Origin of the sequence: Streptococcus sp. ST14, assembly GCF_046098195.1 — a bacterium.
GTDB lineage: Bacteria > Bacillota > Bacilli > Lactobacillales > Streptococcaceae > Streptococcus.
In genome coordinates, this window is the sequence record NZ_JBJUSF010000026.1 from 1 (window position 1) to 18,506 (window position 18,506).

General features: G+C 40.8%; 19 protein-coding genes and 1 tRNA gene. 1 reads left to right on the top strand and 19 read right to left on the bottom strand.

The genetic code is table 11. The features are described from left to right. Nucleotide 1: 1 nt before the first annotated feature. The 6 genes from ACIY19_RS08370 to pbp2a form a co-directional block, all read right to left on the bottom strand. A tRNA-Glu gene (locus ACIY19_RS08370) sits at nt 2-73 on the bottom strand. Nucleotides 74-136: 63 nt separating this feature from the next. After that, entirely contained in the window at nt 137-610 is a 474-nt protein-coding gene (locus ACIY19_RS08375) for a transcriptional regulator (protein ID WP_065371424.1), read from the bottom strand. A 120-nt stretch (nt 611-730) separates the two neighbouring features. After that, a complete protein-coding gene (gene nusG, locus ACIY19_RS08380) occupies nt 731-1,267 on the bottom strand; it encodes a transcription termination/antitermination protein NusG (protein WP_409003178.1) in 537 nt (178 codons plus the stop codon). A 54-nt stretch (nt 1,268-1,321) separates the two neighbouring features. Then, nucleotides 1,322-1,498: a preprotein translocase subunit SecE gene (secE, locus tag ACIY19_RS08385; RefSeq protein WP_001210991.1), complete on the bottom strand. Its 177-nt coding sequence runs from the start codon at nt 1,496-1,498 to the stop codon at nt 1,322-1,324. A gap of 9 nt (nt 1,499-1,507) precedes the next feature. Beyond that, on the bottom strand, nt 1,508-1,660 hold the full coding sequence (gene rpmG, locus ACIY19_RS08390) for a 50S ribosomal protein L33 (protein ID WP_033661702.1): 153 nt from the start codon (nt 1,658-1,660) through the stop codon (nt 1,508-1,510). A gap of 52 nt (nt 1,661-1,712) precedes the next feature. Further along, on the bottom strand, nt 1,713-3,908 hold the full coding sequence (gene pbp2a, locus ACIY19_RS08395) for a penicillin-binding protein PBP2A (protein ID WP_409003179.1): 2,196 nt from the start codon (nt 3,906-3,908) through the stop codon (nt 1,713-1,715). Nucleotides 3,909-3,994: 86 nt separating this feature from the next. Between pbp2a and ACIY19_RS08400 the strand changes: the two genes are divergently transcribed. After that, nucleotides 3,995-4,870, top strand: a complete 876-nt coding sequence (locus ACIY19_RS08400; protein WP_409003180.1) for an RluA family pseudouridine synthase — start codon at nt 3,995-3,997, stop codon at nt 4,868-4,870. Nucleotides 4,871-4,938: 68 nt separating this feature from the next. On the opposite strand, the gene gap is transcribed toward ACIY19_RS08400, so the two are convergent. The 13 genes from gap to ACIY19_RS08465 all read right to left on the bottom strand — a co-directional run bounded on the left by gap (nt 4,939) and on the right by ACIY19_RS08465 (nt 18,494). Continuing rightward, on the bottom strand, nt 4,939-5,946 hold the full coding sequence (gap, locus tag ACIY19_RS08405; RefSeq protein ID WP_409003181.1) for a type I glyceraldehyde-3-phosphate dehydrogenase: 1,008 nt from the start codon (nt 5,944-5,946) through the stop codon (nt 4,939-4,941). Nucleotides 5,947-6,266: 320 nt separating this feature from the next. Then, nucleotides 6,267-8,918: a bifunctional acetaldehyde-CoA/alcohol dehydrogenase gene (gene adhE / locus ACIY19_RS08410; RefSeq protein ID WP_409003182.1), complete on the bottom strand. Its 2,652-nt coding sequence runs from the start codon at nt 8,916-8,918 to the stop codon at nt 6,267-6,269. Between the two features lie 295 nt (nt 8,919-9,213). Then, nucleotides 9,214-9,627 carry an MORN repeat-containing protein gene (locus ACIY19_RS08415; protein WP_308688630.1) on the bottom strand — a complete coding sequence of 138 codons (414 nt, stop codon included), beginning with the start codon at nt 9,625-9,627 and terminating at the stop codon, nt 9,214-9,216. After that, nucleotides 9,614-10,057, bottom strand: coding sequence for a low molecular weight protein-tyrosine-phosphatase (locus ACIY19_RS08420; RefSeq protein WP_409003183.1), 444 nt, complete (start codon nt 10,055-10,057; stop codon nt 9,614-9,616). Before ACIY19_RS08420 ends, ACIY19_RS08415 begins: the two co-directional genes overlap by 14 nt. A 47-nt stretch (nt 10,058-10,104) precedes the next feature. Continuing rightward, on the bottom strand, nt 10,105-10,425 hold the full coding sequence (yajC, locus tag ACIY19_RS08425) for a preprotein translocase subunit YajC (RefSeq protein WP_025168800.1): 321 nt from the start codon (nt 10,423-10,425) through the stop codon (nt 10,105-10,107). A gap of 128 nt (nt 10,426-10,553) precedes the next feature. Continuing rightward, the gene (gene tkt / locus ACIY19_RS08430) at nt 10,554-12,530 is read right to left on the bottom strand and encodes a transketolase (protein ID WP_409003184.1); all 1,977 of its coding nucleotides are present in this window, start codon (nt 12,528-12,530) and stop codon (nt 10,554-10,556) included. 117 nt (nt 12,531-12,647) lie between these two features. Further along, nucleotides 12,648-13,271: a ribonuclease P gene (locus tag ACIY19_RS08435; RefSeq protein WP_247931688.1), complete on the bottom strand. Its 624-nt coding sequence runs from the start codon at nt 13,269-13,271 to the stop codon at nt 12,648-12,650. A gap of 55 nt (nt 13,272-13,326) precedes the next feature. Beyond that, nucleotides 13,327-14,313, bottom strand: a complete 987-nt coding sequence (gene jag, locus ACIY19_RS08440) for an RNA-binding cell elongation regulator Jag/EloR (RefSeq protein ID WP_247931687.1) — start codon at nt 14,311-14,313, stop codon at nt 13,327-13,329. Nucleotides 14,314-14,327: 14 nt separating this feature from the next. Next, a complete protein-coding gene (locus tag ACIY19_RS08445; protein ID WP_000728097.1) occupies nt 14,328-15,155 on the bottom strand; it encodes a membrane protein insertase YidC in 828 nt (275 codons plus the stop codon). Next, nucleotides 15,130-15,501, bottom strand: a complete 372-nt coding sequence (gene rnpA / locus ACIY19_RS08450; protein WP_000748120.1) for a ribonuclease P protein component — start codon at nt 15,499-15,501, stop codon at nt 15,130-15,132. The genes ACIY19_RS08445 and rnpA overlap by 26 nt, the downstream gene beginning before the upstream one ends. Before the next feature lie 149 nt (nt 15,502-15,650). Then, complete coding sequence (locus ACIY19_RS08455; RefSeq protein WP_409003185.1) at nt 15,651-16,841, bottom strand: acetate kinase; 1,191 nt, start codon at nt 16,839-16,841, stop codon at nt 15,651-15,653. 50 nt (nt 16,842-16,891) lie between these two features. Next, nucleotides 16,892-17,845, bottom strand: coding sequence for a class I SAM-dependent methyltransferase (locus ACIY19_RS08460; protein ID WP_125389328.1), 954 nt, complete (start codon nt 17,843-17,845; stop codon nt 16,892-16,894). A 58-nt stretch (nt 17,846-17,903) separates the two neighbouring features. Beyond that, a complete protein-coding gene (locus tag ACIY19_RS08465; RefSeq protein ID WP_409003186.1) occupies nt 17,904-18,494 on the bottom strand; it encodes a class I SAM-dependent methyltransferase in 591 nt (196 codons plus the stop codon). Nucleotides 18,495-18,506 lie beyond the last annotated feature (12 nt).

An 18,506-nucleotide genomic window follows, 5' to 3' on the forward strand; every position in this document is an offset into this window, starting at 1 on the left:
ATAGTCCGTACGGGATTCGAACCCGTGTTACCGCCGTGAAAAGGCGGTGTCTTAACCCCTTGACCAACGGACCTGAGCTTTTCAACTCTTTCTATTATACCTACTTTTTTACCTTTGTCAAGGACTTTTTTCCTCTTTACCGAAATTCTGAAAAGATTAGGGAAAGTTCTCTCAGAAGAGCTTTACGTCCTCTAAAGACTTCTCCTCCCATTAGACGATCTATTAATTCTTGTTTTTCCATACTCTGCTTTGATTTGTAATTCTTTAGAAGTTCGTGAAAGAGATAATAATCGTCCAGCCTGAGTCCTTTTTCTCCTATACGATGGCTAATCTCACTCACCTCTTCATAGGGTTCTTTGTCAAAACGGCGCTTGTGGCTTTCCTGTTTACGGATGTAATCTAGGATACGATTTCTAAACTTTGTTTTAAAGCAGACATAAAGTCGATGGCGCTCGCCCTCTAGTAACTCTGGGTTGCGACTCAACAGCTCATACAGACATAACATGCCTTCCTGATCCCAGTCCTCTTTCTCCCACAGATGCAAATGATAATCTTTGCGACACTTATGGACGATTCCCTTACTTTCTTCATATAAATCTTTTAGATTCATAGACCTCTCCTTTCTGCATTTAGTTTAGCAAAATACACAAGCCCATGGGTCTACTTCCTCTATTCTATACTTCTTTCTCCCTCAACGGAACATAAAAAGAGAGGCAAAGCCTCTCTAGGGTTATAATTCTGCAATTTGGGTGAGATTCACTTCTGCAATCGTATCATTACCAAACATAGAGATAATCATCTTCACTTTGTTGTTATCAATTTCAGTAATTTTACCTGTGTAATCTGCAAAAGCGCCATCAATGATACGTACAGTTTGACCAACTTCAACATGAATATCAAACTCTTGTACAGTTTGTCCCATAGAAATCAAGATATCACGGATTTCTTGTTCCAATAATGGAGTTGGTTTTGATCTATTTCCGTGAGATCCGACAAATCCTGTAACGTTTGGTGTGTTTCGAACAACAAACCAGGCTTCATCTGTCATGACCATTTCTACAAGAACATAACCTGGAAAGCGATTTTCTTCTACTTCTTTTCTCTTTCCATTTTTTTCAACTTGCACTGTTTGTGTTGGAATTTCAACACGTAGAATATTATCCAACATATTGTAGGTTTGTGCACGTTGTAATAGATTTTCTTTTACCTTATTTTCATAACCAGAATAAGTTTGTAAAACAAACCACCCTTTATCAAAACTATCCATGATATTTCCTTTCATAAATAGAAGATTTCTAGTGTAATTAACTCCACTAGCCTTCTAAAAAATGTTAATAAATCGAATCAAACCTGAAACAATCAACTGGTCAAAAATGTAAATAATTACTACAAAGAAAGCTGTGTATTCCATAATAGAACGAAAATCTCTCCAGCTTTCCTTGCGAGTTGGCCATGTTGTGTCTTTAAGAAGTCTAAATATATCTCCAATAAAACGCATCGCTCTCTCCTATCTCGTTTCTCTGTGTGTAGTATACTTACCACAATGTTTACAAAATTTATTTACTTCTAGTCGTGTTGGCTTGGGGTTTCCGCTTATCTTGATTGAATAGTTTCTCGAACCACAAACCGCACAAGCTAGGCTTGCTTTTTTAAGTGTCATAACGCCTCCATCTTATCTATTATAACAAGAAAGCTAGGCTTTGACAAGCATCTTAACGAAATAGATTGACTACCGAATCCCATATCGTTTGAGCCTTTTCCTTAATCTTCGAATCCGAGATAGCACGGCTAGCCTCATCTACCAGATTTTGTGCACGACTTCTAATATCAGAAAGGCTATTATCTGCCTGATTTTCTTCATTACTCTGTACTTGATTTCTTGTATTGGCTGGTCCAATTCCATTTTGCTTATAAGCATTTTCAACCGTAAAAGTGCTTCCTGGCGTATAAGGTAAAATGGTATTTGCAATGTTTCTAAAGACATGTGCTGCACCGTTTGAAGTCGAACCTGCTAGATAGTGGTTTTCATCAGTGGTCGGAAAACCAAGCCAGTGACTAATCACTACATCCGGAGTATAACCAATTACCCACTGGTCACTTGCGTAATCCGGATTGAAAACTGCTTCAGTTGTACCAGTTTTCCCTGCCATGACATAGTCTGCAGGCGATGAACTAATACCGGTACCGTTGGTGAATGTCCCCAACATCATACTGGTCATCTTATCAGCTACAGACTTATCAATCACCCGTTTTTGTGAATTTTTATGGCTCGCAATAACCTGACCACTAGCATTTTCAATTCTACTAATAAAATGAGCTTCCGGCATTAAACCTTCATTTGCAAAGGCAGCATATGCTTGAGCCATTTGCAGAGGATTGGTTTCAACACCGCTTCCCAAGGCGACACCAAGAACACGATCAACTTTTTCCATGTTGAGTCCGAATTTTTCGCCCGCCTCAAAAGCCTTATCAACGCCCAAATCATTAACAGTGGCAACAGCAGGCAGATTAAGCGACTCTGCCAAGGCTTGATACATAGGAACTTCTCGACTCGTTTTGATTCCTGCATAGTTATCAAGCTTATAGCTGTCGTACTGCATGGTATGGTTATCCAAGAGCTTATTCAAAGCCCAGCCTGCTTCAACTGCTGGCGTATAAACAACTAAAGGCTTAATTGCAGAACCAGGACTACGTTTTGATTGAGTTGCATAGTTGAAATTCCGGAATCCAGTTTTATCATTATCAGCAACTTGACCGACAACTCCACGAACTCCACCTGTTTTCGGTTCGAGAGCTACACTTCCTGATTGAGCAAATGTTCCATCCTCTGCCCTCGGAAATAGCGATGTGTTTTCATAAACAACCTGCATATTTGCTTGGTAATTTTGGTCCAGCTCTGTGTAAATGCGGTAGCCATTATTTACGATTTCTTCCTCTGTTAAATTATACTTAGACACAGCTTCATTAACCACCGCATCAAAGTAAGAAGGATAGCGGTAATCTGAGATTTTTCCTTCATACTTATCGTGCAATTGCGAAGTCATATCAACTTCTGCAGCTTCGGTTTCTTGGTTTTTATCAATGTAACCCGCTGCAAGCATATTTTGCAAGACAGTATCACGACGATTAGTAGAATCTTCTACAGATTTCAAGGGGTTATACAGCTCCGGACCCTTTAGCATTCCTGCCAGAGTCGCAGCTTGATCCAGACTCACTTCTGATGCAGAAACTCCAAAATATTTCTTACTCGCATCTTCTACACCCCACACACCATTTCCAAAATAAGCGTTGTTAAGGTACATGGTTAGAATTTGATCCTTACTATATTTTTTGGTTAATTCTAAAGCAAGGAAAAATTCTTTTGCTTTTCTCTCAACAGTTTGATCCTGCGACAGATAGGCATTTTTAGCCAGCTGTTGGGTAATAGTAGAACCACCACCTGAACGACCAGCAGTTACAATAGCCAAGAAGAAACGACCATAGTTAATCCCATCATTTTTATAAAAAGAACGGTCTTCTGTCGCAATAACGGCATTCTGCAAATTTTTACTGATATCAGTCAGTTCAACATAGGTTCCTTTTTGACCAGATAAGGCACCAGCCTCCTTTTCTTCACGGTCAAAAATGAGAGTTCGAGTTTTCAAGGCGTTTTGCAAATCATTGACATTGGTTGACTTGGCTACAGCAAACAAATAGGTTCCAACTAGCAAGCTTGCACTCAAACCTAGTATAAGGACAATCTTTGTTAGATGATAGCGACGCCAGAATTTCCGAATCGGACCCACTTGGGCTAATTTTTTTCGATCACTACGAGAGCGACGTAAGCTAGTCGAATCAGAGTTCTCTAGTTCACTTGTTTCTTTTTTAAAAAGAGAAAGAAATTTCTCAAATAATTTATCTAATTTCATGCGTTTATTTTATCATCTTCATCATAGGAAGACAAGAATTTAGCTATTTCCTATCCAAATAGGGCTTTTTTTGTTACAATATCTGTATGCAATTCACATTTACATTACCAGACTCTCTACCTCAAATGACGGTTAAGCAATTACTAGAGGAGCAACTCCTCATCCCTAGAAAAATCCGTCATTTTTTGAGAACCAAGAAACATATTTTGATAAATCAAGAAGAAGTTCGCTGGAACGAGGTGGTGAATCCTGGAGATATTTGCCAGTTAACTTTTGACAAGGAAGATTATCCCGAAAAAGAAATTCCTTGGGGCAACCCAAACCTCATTCAGGAAGTTTATCAAGATCAACACTTGATTATTGTAAACAAACCCGAGGGGATGAAAACGCATGGTAATCAGCCAAACGAAATCGCCCTTCTTAACCATGTCAGTGCCTATGTTGGCCAAACCTGCTATGTCGTTCATCGTCTGGACATGGAAACCAGTGGTTTGGTTCTCTTTGCCAAAAATCCTTTTATCCTGCCTATTCTCAATCGCTTACTGGAGAAAAAAGAGATTTCTAGGGAATATTGGGCACAGGTCGACGGACATATCAACAGCACAGAACTTGTTTTCAAAGACAAAATTGGGCGTGATCGCCATGACCGCAGAAAACGAATAGTTGATACAAAAAATGGGCAATATGCTGAAACGCATGTAAGTAGATTAAAACAATTCCCAAACAAAACTTCCTTGGTTCGTTGCAAGCTAAAGACAGGGCGAACCCATCAGATTCGTGTGCACCTTTCGCATCATAACTTCCCTATTTCAGGTGACCCTCTCTATAATAGTAAATCAAAGACAAATCGGCTTATGCTTCATGCCTTTCGACTTTCCTTTACCCATCCACTTACATTAGAGAAATTAAGCTTCACTACCCTATCAGATACTTTTGAAAAAGAATTAAAAAAGAATGGATGATTGTGTCATCCATTTTTCCATATAAGAAAAGCAAGACCAATAGGCCTTGCTTTTTATCGACTCAAGAATTATTTAGCGATTTTTGCGAAGTATTCAAGAGTACGAACAAGTTGTGCAGTGTATGACATTTCGTTGTCGTACCATGATACAACTTTAACCAATTGTTTACCGTCAACGTCAAGAACTTTAGTTTGAGTTGCGTCAAACAATGAACCGTAAGACATACCTACGATATCTGAAGATACGATTGGATCTTCTGTGTAACCGTATGATTCATTTGAAGCTGCTTTCATAGCTGCGTTCACTTCATCAACAGTAACGTTCTTTTCAAGAACTGCTACCAATTCAGTTACAGAACCTGTTGGAACAGGAACACGTTGAGCAGCTCCGTCCAATTTACCGTTCAATTCAGGGATAACCAAACCGATTGCTTTAGCAGCACCAGTTGAGTTAGGAACGATGTTAGCTGCAGCAGCACGAGCACGGCGAAGGTCACCTTTACGGTGTGGTCCATCAAGAAGCATTTGGTCACCAGTGTAACCGTGGATAGTAGTCATCAATCCTTCTACAACACCAAAGTTATCATGAAGAGCTTTAGCCATTGGAGCCAAACAGTTTGTAGTACATGAAGCACCTGAGATAACTGTTTCAGTACCGTCAAGAACGTCGTGGTTAGTGTTGAATACGATTGTTTTAACATCGTTTCCACCAGGAGCAGTGATAACAACTTTCTTAGCTCCACCTTTAAGGTGTTTTTCAGCTGCATCTTTCTTAGCAAAGAAACCAGTTGCTTCAAGAACGATGTCTACACCGTCGTTAGCCCAGTCGATTTGTTCTGGATCACGTTCAGCAGAAACTTTAACGAATTTACCGTTAACTTCGAATCCACCTTCTTTAACTTCAACAGTACCGTCGAAACGACCTTGAGTTGTGTCGTATTTCAACAAGTGTGCAAGCATAACTGGATCTGTAAGGTCGTTGATACGAGTAACTTCAACACCTTCTACGTTTTGGATACGACGGAAAGCAAGACGACCGATACGTCCGAAACCGTTAATACCAACTTTAACTACCATTAGTGATTTCCTCCTTATGAAAATCATGAAATTTTTATTGTGAAAAGAGTAACTTGAATCACTACAAATCACCTTTCAACAAACCTATTATATAACTATTTGAGTTGAATTGCAAGTACGGGCGTTGATTTTCTCTCCAGCTTTTCTACTTTTTCTCCCCCTTTTTATTCATCCATTTTTTTATTTTCAAAGTATATCTCTAGAATCTTTTATAATATCTGTATATTCTCTTTATTTCAAGGTGAAACTCCAATTTCAACGCTTTCAGAGTTTACAAAAAAGAGAGACAGGATATTTCCTGCCTCTAGGCTGATAAACGATTATTTACGACGTCCTGGACGTTCTGCATAACCATAGTAAGCATCTGCCATGATTTCTTCCATGTCAGCTACCATTGGCAAGCGAGGGTTAGCAGGTGAACATTGGTCTTCATAAGCAAGTAAGGCAATTTCATGCAAGCTGTCTTTCCAAGCTTTTTCATCGATTCCAAAGCCTTTGAAGTTCATTGTGATTCCAACTGCTTCACCAAGATCGTAAACTGCTTTGGCATAAGCTTCAACCGCTTCTTCTGGAGTTGAGTGAGGCAATCCAAGCATTCTAGCAATATCTTGGAATTTTTCGTCAGCTTTCCAGTAGTTATACTTAGGCCATGTAGTCGTCTTAGATGGGCGAGTACCATTGTAACGGATAACGTATGGAAGCAAGATTGCGTTTGTACGTCCGTGAACAGTATGGTGAACCGCACCGATCTTGTGGGCCATTGAGTGGCTCATACCAAGGAAGGCATTGGCAAAGGCCATACCAGCCATTGTAGATGCATTGTGCATTTTTTCACGTGCTTCTGGGTCAGCTGTCTTAACAGATTTTTCCAACCATTCAAATACAAGTTTGATTGTTTGAAGGGCGATACCGTCTGTGTAGTCGTTAGCAAAGTTTGAAGTGTAGGCTTCAGTAGCATGAGTCAAGACGTCCATACCTGTATCAGCTGCGATGAAGTCTGGAACTGACTCAACCAAAGCAGGGTCAACAATGGCAATAGTTGGTGTCAATGAGTAGTCAGCCAATGGGTATTTACGGTTGTTTTTCTTATCAGAGATAACGGCAAATGGTGTTACTTCTGAACCTGTACCTGAAGTTGTTGGGATACCGATGTACTTCGCTTTTTTACCAAGTGATGGGAAGCGGAAGGCACGTTTACGGATGTCCATGAATTTTTGAACCAAGTCACGGAAGTCGATTTGTGGTTGTTCGTAGAAGAGCCACATTACTTTCGCTGCATCCATTGGAGAACCACCACCAAGAGCGATGATTGTGTCTGGTTCAAATGCTCTCATTACTTCAGTACCACGTTCTACAGTTGTGATATCTGGGTCTGGTTCAACGTCTGAGAAGACTTGGACAGTTACACGGTTGCTGCGTTTGTTCAATTGGTCAATAATGCGTTGAACAAAACCAAGTTTTTCGATCGATTTGTCTGTAACAATCATAACGCGTTCAATATCTTCACATGTTTGAAGGTATTGGATAGAGTTGCGTTCGAAGTAAATTTTTGAAGGAACTTTAAACCATTGCATATTATTTCTACGTTTCCCTACTTTCTTGATGTTTAGAAGGTTGATCGCACTCACGTTATCACCGACTGAGTTGTGTCCATATGAACCACATCCAAGTGTCAATGATGGAATGAAGGCATTGTATACGTCCCCGATACCACCGAAAGTAGATGGAGAGTTCCAGATAATACGCATTGCTTTGATTTCTGTACCAAAGCGTTTAGCAAGAGCTTCGTCTTTTGTATGGATAGCTGCTGAGTGACCAAGTCCGTTAAACTCAACCATTTGACGAGCTTTTTTAAGACCGTCTTCTGTATCTTCAGCTTTTAGGACAGCGATAACTGGTGACAATTTCTCACGAGTCAATGGTTCTTTCGGTCCTACTTCTGCACATTCTGCCGCCAAGATGTTTGTTCCTTCTGGAACGCTAAATCCTGCTTGTTCAGCAATCCATGCTGCTGGTTTACCAACGATATTTGCATTTAGTTTAGCACCTGCACAGTTTTTGCTATTAGCTTTTACACCGAAACAGAATTCTTCAAGAAGTGCTTTTTCTTTCTTGTTTACAAAGTAAGTGTGATATGATTTAAATTCTTCTACAAATTCGTCATATACTTCTTTATCAATGATAACGGCTTGTTCTGATGCACAGACCATCCCATTATCAAATGATTTAGACATAACGATGTCATGAGCAGCTTGACGAAGGTCAGCAGATTTTTCTACATAGGCAGGAACGTTTCCGGCACCTACCCCAAGAGCTGGTTTTCCACATGAGTATGCAGCTTTAACCATAGCGTTCCCACCAGTTGCAAGAATAGTTGCAACACCTTCGTGGTTCATTAGCGCTCCAGTTGCTTCCATAGATGGCTTTGTAATCCATTGTACACAGTTTTCAGGTGCACCGGCTGCAATCGCTGCATCGCGAACGATTTGTGCTGCGTGTGCTGATGATTCTTGAGCTGATGGATGGAAAGCAAAAACGATTGGGTTGCGTGTCTTCAAAGCAATCAATGATTTGAAAATCGCTGTTGAAGTTGGGTTTGTTGTCGGAGTGACACCACAGATTACACCGACAGGTTCCGCAATCTTTGTCAAACCTGTAATTGGATCATCTTCAATAACTCCAACTGTCTTAACTCCACGCATATTGTTCACTACGTGTTCGCAGGCAAATAGGTTTTTTGTTGCCTTATCTTCAAATACCCCACGACCAGTTTCTTCAACTGCATGTTGTGTAAGGATACCGTGCGCGTCAAGTGCTGCAACCGAAGCTTTTGCCACGATATAGTCAACTTGCTCTTGGTTCAACTTGCGCATTTCATCAAGCGCAACCAAGGCTTTTTTCACGAGACCATCGACATGCTTTTCAGCAGCAAGTTGGTTTTCCTCTGGTGTTACTGTTTTTTTATCAGCCATATTATCCTCCATAGCCTTTAAGGATTTTATCCTTTGTTAATTTTTTCACAAGTTTATTATAACTCTTTTTTTATGCTTTGTAAACAGTTTCATAAGTATTTCACAAAGAATTTTTCCGAGATTGTGATTTTTTTCTCAATATAGCTGCGCAATAGAGTTTTGTCTGGACGATTGTGAAATTATGGAAAAAATTTTTTTATTTCACAAAGTTTTTCTAGTTAATAGTTAGTTATCGAATTCAAGCGCGGAAAGCGTTTTCTCCCTGGTTTTGAAAAATAGTCTCCTAACTTGGAGACTACTGTTTTTGCTGAAAAACGCCTTGTTTAAAGGTCCCTTCATAAACAACTTCTTGCTCTGTCGTCAACTTCCCTTGACCTTCAGCCTGGCCATTTACAAAATCACCTTCGTATTTCCAGCCATCTTTTGATTGGAAAGTCCCTTTTCCATTAAAGGCTCCATTATTGAAATCACCTGTATATTGGTCTCCATTTTCAAAGGTCAGGGTTCCTTGACCATTCATTTTCCCTCGTACCAAGGTGCCATCATAAATAAGAGCTCCACCATCAAGTGTCAGGACACCCTTTTTAGGCGTATTTAGCAGAAATACCGAAAGAGCACAGAGTACCATTACAACTACTGCAATAAGCTCTAACCTAGGACGAGTTAGGTAAACTCTACACTTCTCATAAAATTGTTTAAGCTTTTCCATTGTCACTCTCTTTTTCTAATCGATCTAGCCAGCTTTGACATCCACTTGTGATACGAGCATAGGTTTCCTCAAAATCTCTTGTATACCAAGGATCTGGGACATTTTCAGCCGCAAAAGAGTAGATCTTGTACTGTAGTTCCTGAGGACACATGTGACGCAGATCTGAAACGTTTGAAGCATCCATACCGATAATGTAATCAAACGATTCAAAGTCTTCCCTGCCAATCTGAAGCGATGTTTTATCTTTGTCATACGGGATCTGATATTGCTGGAAAATTCCTTGCGTTCCCTTATGAATCGGATTGCCATGTTCCCATGATGACGTTGCACGACTCTCAACGTGGTAATCGCTCGTCATGGACTTCATCACAAACTCTGCCATGGGGCTACGACAGATATTTCCTAGGCAAACAAATACTATTTTTTTCATCCCTTTTCCTCTCGTCTCATAGAAAAACGGGAGTGACAGGTCCCGTTTTATTCTTCGATTGCTCCGCCTTCGTCAACAACTGTTCCTTCTGGTGTCACAGCTTCTTTGAGTGGCAAAACGGTCTTAATAGCAGCCAATTCAAAAGTCAAATAAACGCCATCTACATCCAGTACGATTGTACCTTTCTCAGTATCTACTTCATCCACTGTTCCGTAGAGTCCACCGATTGTGATCACTTCATAGCCTTTTTGAAGCTTGTTCAAGCTTTCCATACGCTTTTGTGCTTGTTTCTTTTGAGAACGTTGCATAAAGAACATCAAGGCAAACATACCTACAAGCATGATCAAAAATGTTAAATTTGGACTAATATTTTCCATAGTATTTTCTCCTTTGTATTTTACATAGGACTACTATATCAAATTTCAGCTACTTTTACAAGATTGTGCCTTGTTTTTATGGTTATAAAAAATCAGAGTTTTCACTCTGATTTCTGCGATTATTTCAAGTTTTGAACGACTTTGACTAGATTTTCAACTGTAAATCCGTACTCTGCCAATACTTTTGGTGCTGGGGCAGATGCTCCAAAGGTATCAATACCGAGAACTGCACCATCAAGACCAACATACTTGTACCAGTTTTGAGTTGCACCCATTTCAACTGCAACACGACGGCGAACTGCATTTGGAAGGATTTCTTCCTTGTAAGCTGCATCTTGTGCGTCAAAGACATCTGTTGATGGCATGCTGACTACACGGACTTTTGCCCCTTGGCTAGCCAATTCTTTGGCAGCTGCGACCGCCAAATTCACCTCTGAACCTGTTGCAATCAAGATCGTATCAAAGTCTGCTGCATTTTCATAGACGACATAGGCACCTTTCGCAACTTTGTCAAAGTCTGTTCCCTCTTCGACAGTCAAGTTTTGACGTGTCAAGACAAGAGCAGTTGGTGTTTTTTCGCTTGTCACTGCAAGGTACCAAGCTGCTTGAGTTTCACGCGCATCTGCTGGGCGGAAAACATTGAGATTTGGCATAGCACGAAGACCTGCTAAGTGTTCAACTGGTTCGTGCGTTGGACCATCTTCCCCAACTGCGATTGAATCGTGGGTAAAGACATAAGTCACAGGAAGTCCTTGCAAGGCTGACAAGCGGACAGCTGCTTTCACATAGTCAGAGAAGACGAAGAAAGTACCACCGTATACACGAAGTCCACCGTGAAGGGCCATCCCGTTCAAGATTGTTCCCATTGCAAACTCACGAACACCAAACTGAATGTTGCGGTTCAAGCGATTAGCGTCGTCTTGAAGTCCGTCCGTTTTGATATAAGTCATGTTTGAGTGAGCGAGGTCAGCTGAACCACCTAAGAAAGTTGGCAATTTAGCAGCTACAACGTTCAAAGCATCCTGGCTTGAATTACGAGTTGCTTGAGAGAAACCATTTTCTAAGGCTGGGAAGTCTGCTGGAGTCACCTCAACTGGGTCACGTCCGTCGATGATGGCTTCTACTTCTGTAGCCAGTTCTGGATGAGCTTCTTTATAATCAGCAACTAATTTTGTCCAAGCTTGATAAGCTGATGCGCCACGGTCTGCAACATTTTCTTTGAAATCAGCATAAACTTCAGCTGGGATTTCAAATGGTTCATAGTCCCAACCGAGAGCTTGGCGAGTAGCCGCAGTTTCATCTGCTCCAAGAGGAGCACCGTGTACCGCATTGGTTCCTTGTTTGTTTGGAGAACCGTATCCAATAACAGTCTTCACTTCAATCAAAGATGGTTTGCCTGAAGCTTTAGCTGTTTCGATAGCAGCATGGATTGCTTCCAAGTCTGTTCCATCTTCAACCAAGGCTGTATGCCAACCGTAGGCATTGTAACGGTCACGAACACTTTCTGTAAAGGAATCTTTTGTCTCACCATCCAAGTTAATGTCATTTGAATCATAAAGAACCACCAACTTGTCAAGCTTTTGCAAGCCTGCATATGAAGCCGCCTCACTTGAGACACCTTCCATCAAATCTCCGTCTCCACAGATCACATAAGTATAGTGGTCAAAGATATTGAAGCCTTCGCGGTTATACTTCGCTGCAAGGAAGCGTTCTGCTTGGGCAAAACCAGTAGCAGTAGAAATCCCTTGTCCTAGAGGACCAGTTGTAGCGTCAACCCCTGCTGTATGACCAAATTCTGGGTGACCTGGTGTTTTTGAACCCCATTGGCGGAAGTTCTTGACTTCATCCATGCTAACATCTTCAAAACCAGAGAGGTGAAGAAGGGCATAAAGAAGCATTGAGCCGTGTCCTGCTGAAAGAATAAAGCGATCGCGGTTGATCCAGTTTGGTTGAGCTGGATTGATACGAAGTTGCTTTGTAAAGAGGCTATAGGCCATTGGAGCAGCCCCCATAACCACCCCTGGGTGACCTGAGTTTGCTTTGTTGATGGCGTCAATACCTAGAAAACGAATTGCATTAACAGATAGATTTGACATAGAATTTCCTTTCTCTTTGAGGTGATTAATGAATCACACATCCTATTTTACTATTATATGAAAAAATGCATAGAATAGCAATAAAACAATTTGCGTTCATCTAACACATTTGATTTTCTATTCCCTCGTCACTTCGTAGTACGGAAGCAAGCGCGCATAAGCCTCTTCTAGTTTCTCCAATATCGCTTCTACTGACTGATTTGCAATGAAGGAAACATCTGCCTTAACCAAAACTTTACGGACTTCCTGACTTCTCACCTTCTCACGTAAAGTATGACGATTCTCCTCAGTAGCCTCCGCCTTATGACTTTCTCCATTTGAATAGACTAGATAATAAATTCCTTCTACCGCTGGAAGTTCTAAAACCTTGGCTTGCTTGTCTAAAGTCTGTTCATCTTTCTTGCGCTCGATGAAACTGACTTCCAAAGAAATCCCATAATTAGTAGGTGTTCCATACAAACGAAGAGCCATCATAGGTTCTGTCACTTGTCCGTCTCTCTGTAGATAGGCCCAGAAATGCGGTCGCAAGCGTTGCGCTTGGTTCATCCACTGACTAGTCTGTTGCAGTTGCCATTCTGGATGACTTGCTTGAAAGGTTTTGACCAATTCTGTAAAAGACTTCCGAGCCTCTTGACCTTTTTGCCGCAAGTCCAGCATCTTTTCTCTTTCATCACCAGCTTTATCAGGATTACGGTACTGGACCCCTGCAAATGATAGGTATTCTCTAACTGCTTTCAGCATATCTGAATCTTTCCTTTCCTAGCAAAAAATCAGGACGAACCTGATTTTGCTTTGCTTATTCTGCATCTACGACAACATAGCGATTTGGCTCGTCACCTTCAGAGTAACTCGTCACGCCATCCATGCGTGAAATAATGCGATGGATAATCTTGCGTTCGCTATTTGACATTGGATCTGTTTGTTGGCTACGTCCTTCTTCTAAAACGCGAGTCGCCAATTTTTGAGCGTAGGTTTGCAAGACTTCTGCACGGTGTTCAACGTAATCATTGACATTGATTGTGATGTAGAAGGTTCTTGAATATCGATTGTAAAGGTAATTTTGCGCTAACAGTTGAAGAGCTTTCAAGACTTTTCCGTGGTAACCGATAATACGACCTGGTTCATTCGTGTCAATTTGAAGATTGATAGTTCGGCGATTGTAGTCGCTTGAAATCGTCCCTTCAACATCCATATCATCTACAATGGTTTGAACGTAGCTAGCTACTTCAGTTGCCACTTGTTCGATGTCATAACTTGGTTCTACTTTCAAGCCTAAATCTTCCAAAGATTGACTCGCTACTTCCTGCCTTTCAGTTTCTTTTTCTGGAGCAGATTCCACTTCCTCGGTAGTATCCTCTGGTTCCAAATCATTTAAAATTGAAATATGGCCTGTTTCTTCCAAAATCGTGCTGGCATGCTTTTCATTTTTCAAGATTTCAGCCTTGACCTCTTCAGAAACACCTTGACCTTCTTCTTCAATCTTCTTAATCGCTTCCACTACATGACCCAAATCAACAGTTGCTTCACTGACTGTTTTCACGGGTTCATTTTTTTCATTAACTTCTTTTGGAACCCCTTTAATGGCCTGCTGATTGGCTTTGATCACTGTCGTTTCACTAATCGCTTCGATATCAACTTGAGCTGGCTTCTTACCAAACAAGCCTAAGAATCCTTTTTTCTCTTTCGAAACGACCTTGATGTGGGCCTTCATTCTTGGAATGTCTAATTCTTTCAATCCTTTTTGGATTGCTTCTTCAACCGTTGAACCTGTAAATAATACCATTACCAGATTCCTCCTTATTTTTTCTTTTTCTGTGCTTTTTTCAAGGCTCTTCTCTTCTTGCCTTCTAAATCTTTTTCTGCTTGCGCCACTGCTTCTCTTTCAGCAATGATCTTGAAAGGATTGTTCAAGAAATAGGTTTGCAGAACTTGGTAAGCATTGGATACAGCCCAGTACAAGGCTACACCACTTGGGGCGGAGATGGCAAAAACAAAGATCAATACAGGCATACCATACATCATCCCTGTCGTAGCTCCACTTTTTTCAGACAAAGCTTTATTCGATAACCAGCTACTCAAGAAGGTAAAGACTGCCGCCAAAATTGGAAGGACAAAACTTGTATCTACTCCTCCCAAATTAATCCATAAAAAGTGACCTGTTTTCAAAAAGTCTACTCGACTCAAGGCTTGAAAGAGTGCCAAAAGAACCGGCATTTGTATTAAAATCGGCCAGAGAGAGGATGAATGTTTGATTCCTAACTCTTTATAAACCTTACGCATCTCCTGGTCTAGCTTGGTTCTACTTTCCATATCACGACCCGGATATTGCTCTCGCAAAGCCTTGATGCGCGGTTGAGCCTCTTGCATTTTTCTAGAGGCAACCATCTGTGTCTGAAAGACAGGCAATAAAATCGTCCGAATCAAAATCGTGAAGAGAATAATCCCCACTCCGATACTAATGTCAAAGGACAAAAAGCGGATAATTTCAGCAAAAAAATAGACGAATTTGCTCCAAAAGTCTGTCGAATCTGCTGTTATATCGCTAGCTGTACCATTTGTTGCACAGGCTGTCATGATAAACAAGGACAAGCCTAACAAACTAGTCAACTGTAGTTTCTTTTTCACTCCCATTTCCTTCCTGGTAAATCTTTGATAACTTTAATACGTGGAGTAGGTTTTTCTCCATCTCTGCATATTCCAAGGTTTCCACCCCTTTTCGGGCAATCACGACAAAATCAACATGCTCTACTAAACTCCCTTTTACACTTTGTAGAATGTGCCGGATTCGTCTCTTAATTTGATTTCTGGTAACTGCATTCCCCAGCTTTTTGCTGACGGACAGTCCTACTCGAAAATGGTTTTGCTGGTTTTCCAATTGGTAGACAACAAATTTTCGATTGGCAAAACTTGTTCCGTCCTTGAAAATCGCCTTAAAATCTTTCTCTCTTTTTACACGAAAGCTTTTCTTCAAAACTCAACTCCATCTATTAAATTACTACTATTATACCATATTTTTTGAAAAAGCCAATAACAGCAAGGTTTTAGACATTTTCTACATAAAAAAAGCTGGAAAATCTCTTTCCCAACTTCTTTTTACAATCAAATTTTACGTGTATTTACTTATTTTTTCAAGCGCTCAACATCGCGTGCAATCACCAATTCTTCATCTGTTGGAATAACCAAGACACGGATTTTCGCTGCGTCAGTTGAGATGTCTCCCGTTACGCCAAAGACGTTCTTTTCTGGATCCACATCACAACCAAACCAAGAGATACCTGAAATGACATCCTCACGAACCAAAGCTGCATTTTCACCGATACCTGCTGTGAAGATAATCGCATCTGCTCCATTTAAGACTGCAAGGTATTGACCGATATGTTTTTGGATACGATCAACATACATTTCATAGGCTAAAGTCGCATCATGATCTCCTGCTTCCATGGCAGCAATCACATCACGCATATCGCTTGACTGACCAGAAACTCCCATAAGCCCTGATTCACGATTGAGAACGCAACTAATATCTTCTGGGGTATTAAAATCCTCTGTATATTGCATGAGATAAGGGATGATAGCAGGGTCAATATCTCCTGTACGAGTTCCCATCATCACACCTCCAAGTGGTGTGAATCCCATAGAAGTATCCACAGACTTCCCACCCTTAACAGCTGTGATAGAAGCCCCGTTACCAATATGGCAGGTAATCAATTTCAAATCTTCTAGAGGACGGCCCAAAAGTTTCGCTGCTTCTCCTGCGACAAACTGGTGGCTTGTCCCGTGGGCACCATATTTACGAACCTTGTTGTCTGTGTAATATTTAGTTGGTAGAGGGTAGCGATAAGCCTTTTCTGGCATGGTTGTGTGGAATGAGGTATCAAATACGACAACACTGGTAATATCTGGAAGCAATTCCTTAAATGCGCGAATTCCAGCTGCGTTAGCTGGATTGTGAAGGGGAGCCAAGAGTCCCAATTCCTCAACTTTTTCTAACACATCTCCCTCAACAACTGTTGATTCCTTGAAATATTCACCACCTGCAACGACCCGGTGTCCGACACCTGTAATCTCATCGTACCCTTTGATAATGTCAAAACGAATCAAGTCATCCAATAAAATTTTAACGGCTTGCGTGTGATCTTCAATATCAAGAATTTGTTGCTCCGAACGACCGTCAAATTTTACTGTTGAAATGGAATCTTTCAATCCAATACGTTCAATCAAGCCTTTAGCCAAAACTTTCTCTTCAGGCATTTGATAAAGTTGCCATTTCAAGCTTGAGCTTCCTGCATTGATTGCAATTGTTTTTGTCATAAGATGATACCTCTTTTTAAGCGTTTTCATCTATTATAACAAAATCTCTTTTATATTTCAGTACCTTTGCTCCAATTTTGAAAATTTTCTTTAAAGGTCAACAAAACTGACGGATCTTGCAAGCTAGTAAGAGGGTAAACAAAGGGTTCTATTTCCTTGTCTCTTTTCTTCTGTAAGACAAAAATACTTTTAGCTTGGCTTGCAGTTGAGAAAATATCCTCTGGCAGAGCGATGATAGCAGCCAGACTCACTTCGTCTTTGAGCCACCCTTTTAATAAGTCACTTTGAGGACTGGTCAATAAATCACTCGGAGCTAGAAAAATAGCATAGCCATCTGACTTAAGGTACTTGAGGCCTTGTTCCATCAGCAAATGGTGGGCATAGGTATGCTCTTGACTAGAAGCCACTTGATAGCGTGAAGCGATGGCATCGTCTGGGTAATAGCCAACAGGTAAGTCGCTGATGACCACGTCGCTTTCTTTAAGCATTTGCGGACGAACGGCATCTCCTTGGACAAAACCAGCCTGCAAACCAATCACATCTGCCATACTGGCTGCCAAATCAATCAGCAAGTCATCCACTTCGATTCCCAAGTAATCTACTTTTTTAGCAAGAGAAGTCAAGAAAGTAGCCCCCAAAATGCCCATACCAGAGCCTATTTCGAGGATGCTAATTTCCTCTTTATGAAGCAACTCTTCTACAACAAGTACCAAGAGGAGGGAAATGGCATCTGGTGTAAACTGGTGATTGGCCTGTAAAGGTTCCGTTTGTCCTGCCTTCATCAAGAGAAATTGGTAAGTCTTGAGCCACTCTTCCTTGCGAAGCGCTAAGCGTTTAAGGGCTTGATTGTTCTCTTTGACCTGTTCTAGTTCGGTCTCGCCATCCAAATAGATGCTGTTTTGCTCTACCAAGGCATCATAAAAGTTGGTCACCAAATCACTTTGGATGACATGGACATTCTCTAGTAAATACGTATAAGCTTGTTCAATTTTTTCAAAATCCATATTCCTATCTTATCAAATTTCCCTCCTTTTTTCCATCTGAAGAGAAAAAATCACTGCTTTAGTCAGCGAGTGATTTTTGGGCTACAGTTAAAAAGAGTTCTGCGTAATTTCCGAGGAAAAGATCTTCTGCACTATAGAGGATCTGACTGTCAATGCTCGAAAAACCAAACTGGGCGAGCTTGGTTTCCAGTTCAGCTAAATCAAAACCATGATGGTTGGTATCTGTCTTGACAAAATCAGCGATGAGAACTTGTCCATTCTCCCTAAGGTGATGGTAAAACATGGCAAGAGTTGCACCTAGATCAGGCATATGATGAAGAACCCGACTGACAACAATCAGGTCAAATTGTTGCTCCAAAGGATTCACCAGTAAATCCTGTTCCAAAAACTGGATATTCTTGATGTCTTGTTGCTCTGCTTTCAAACGGGCTTGCTCCAGCATTTTCTCCGAGATGTCCACAAGGGTAACCGACTTGGCCTGCTTGGCCAGGGGCAAAGCTAATAGACCCGTCCCACCACCAAAGTCCAATATTTCCTTGTCTGATAGAAGAGCAATCTGTTTTTCAACTACTTGACAAACCAAATTTGCAAGAAAGATATTTTTGGGCGAATCAAAAGTTTCTGCTTTGTGATTAAAATCATGTTTCATGCTTTTAGTTTA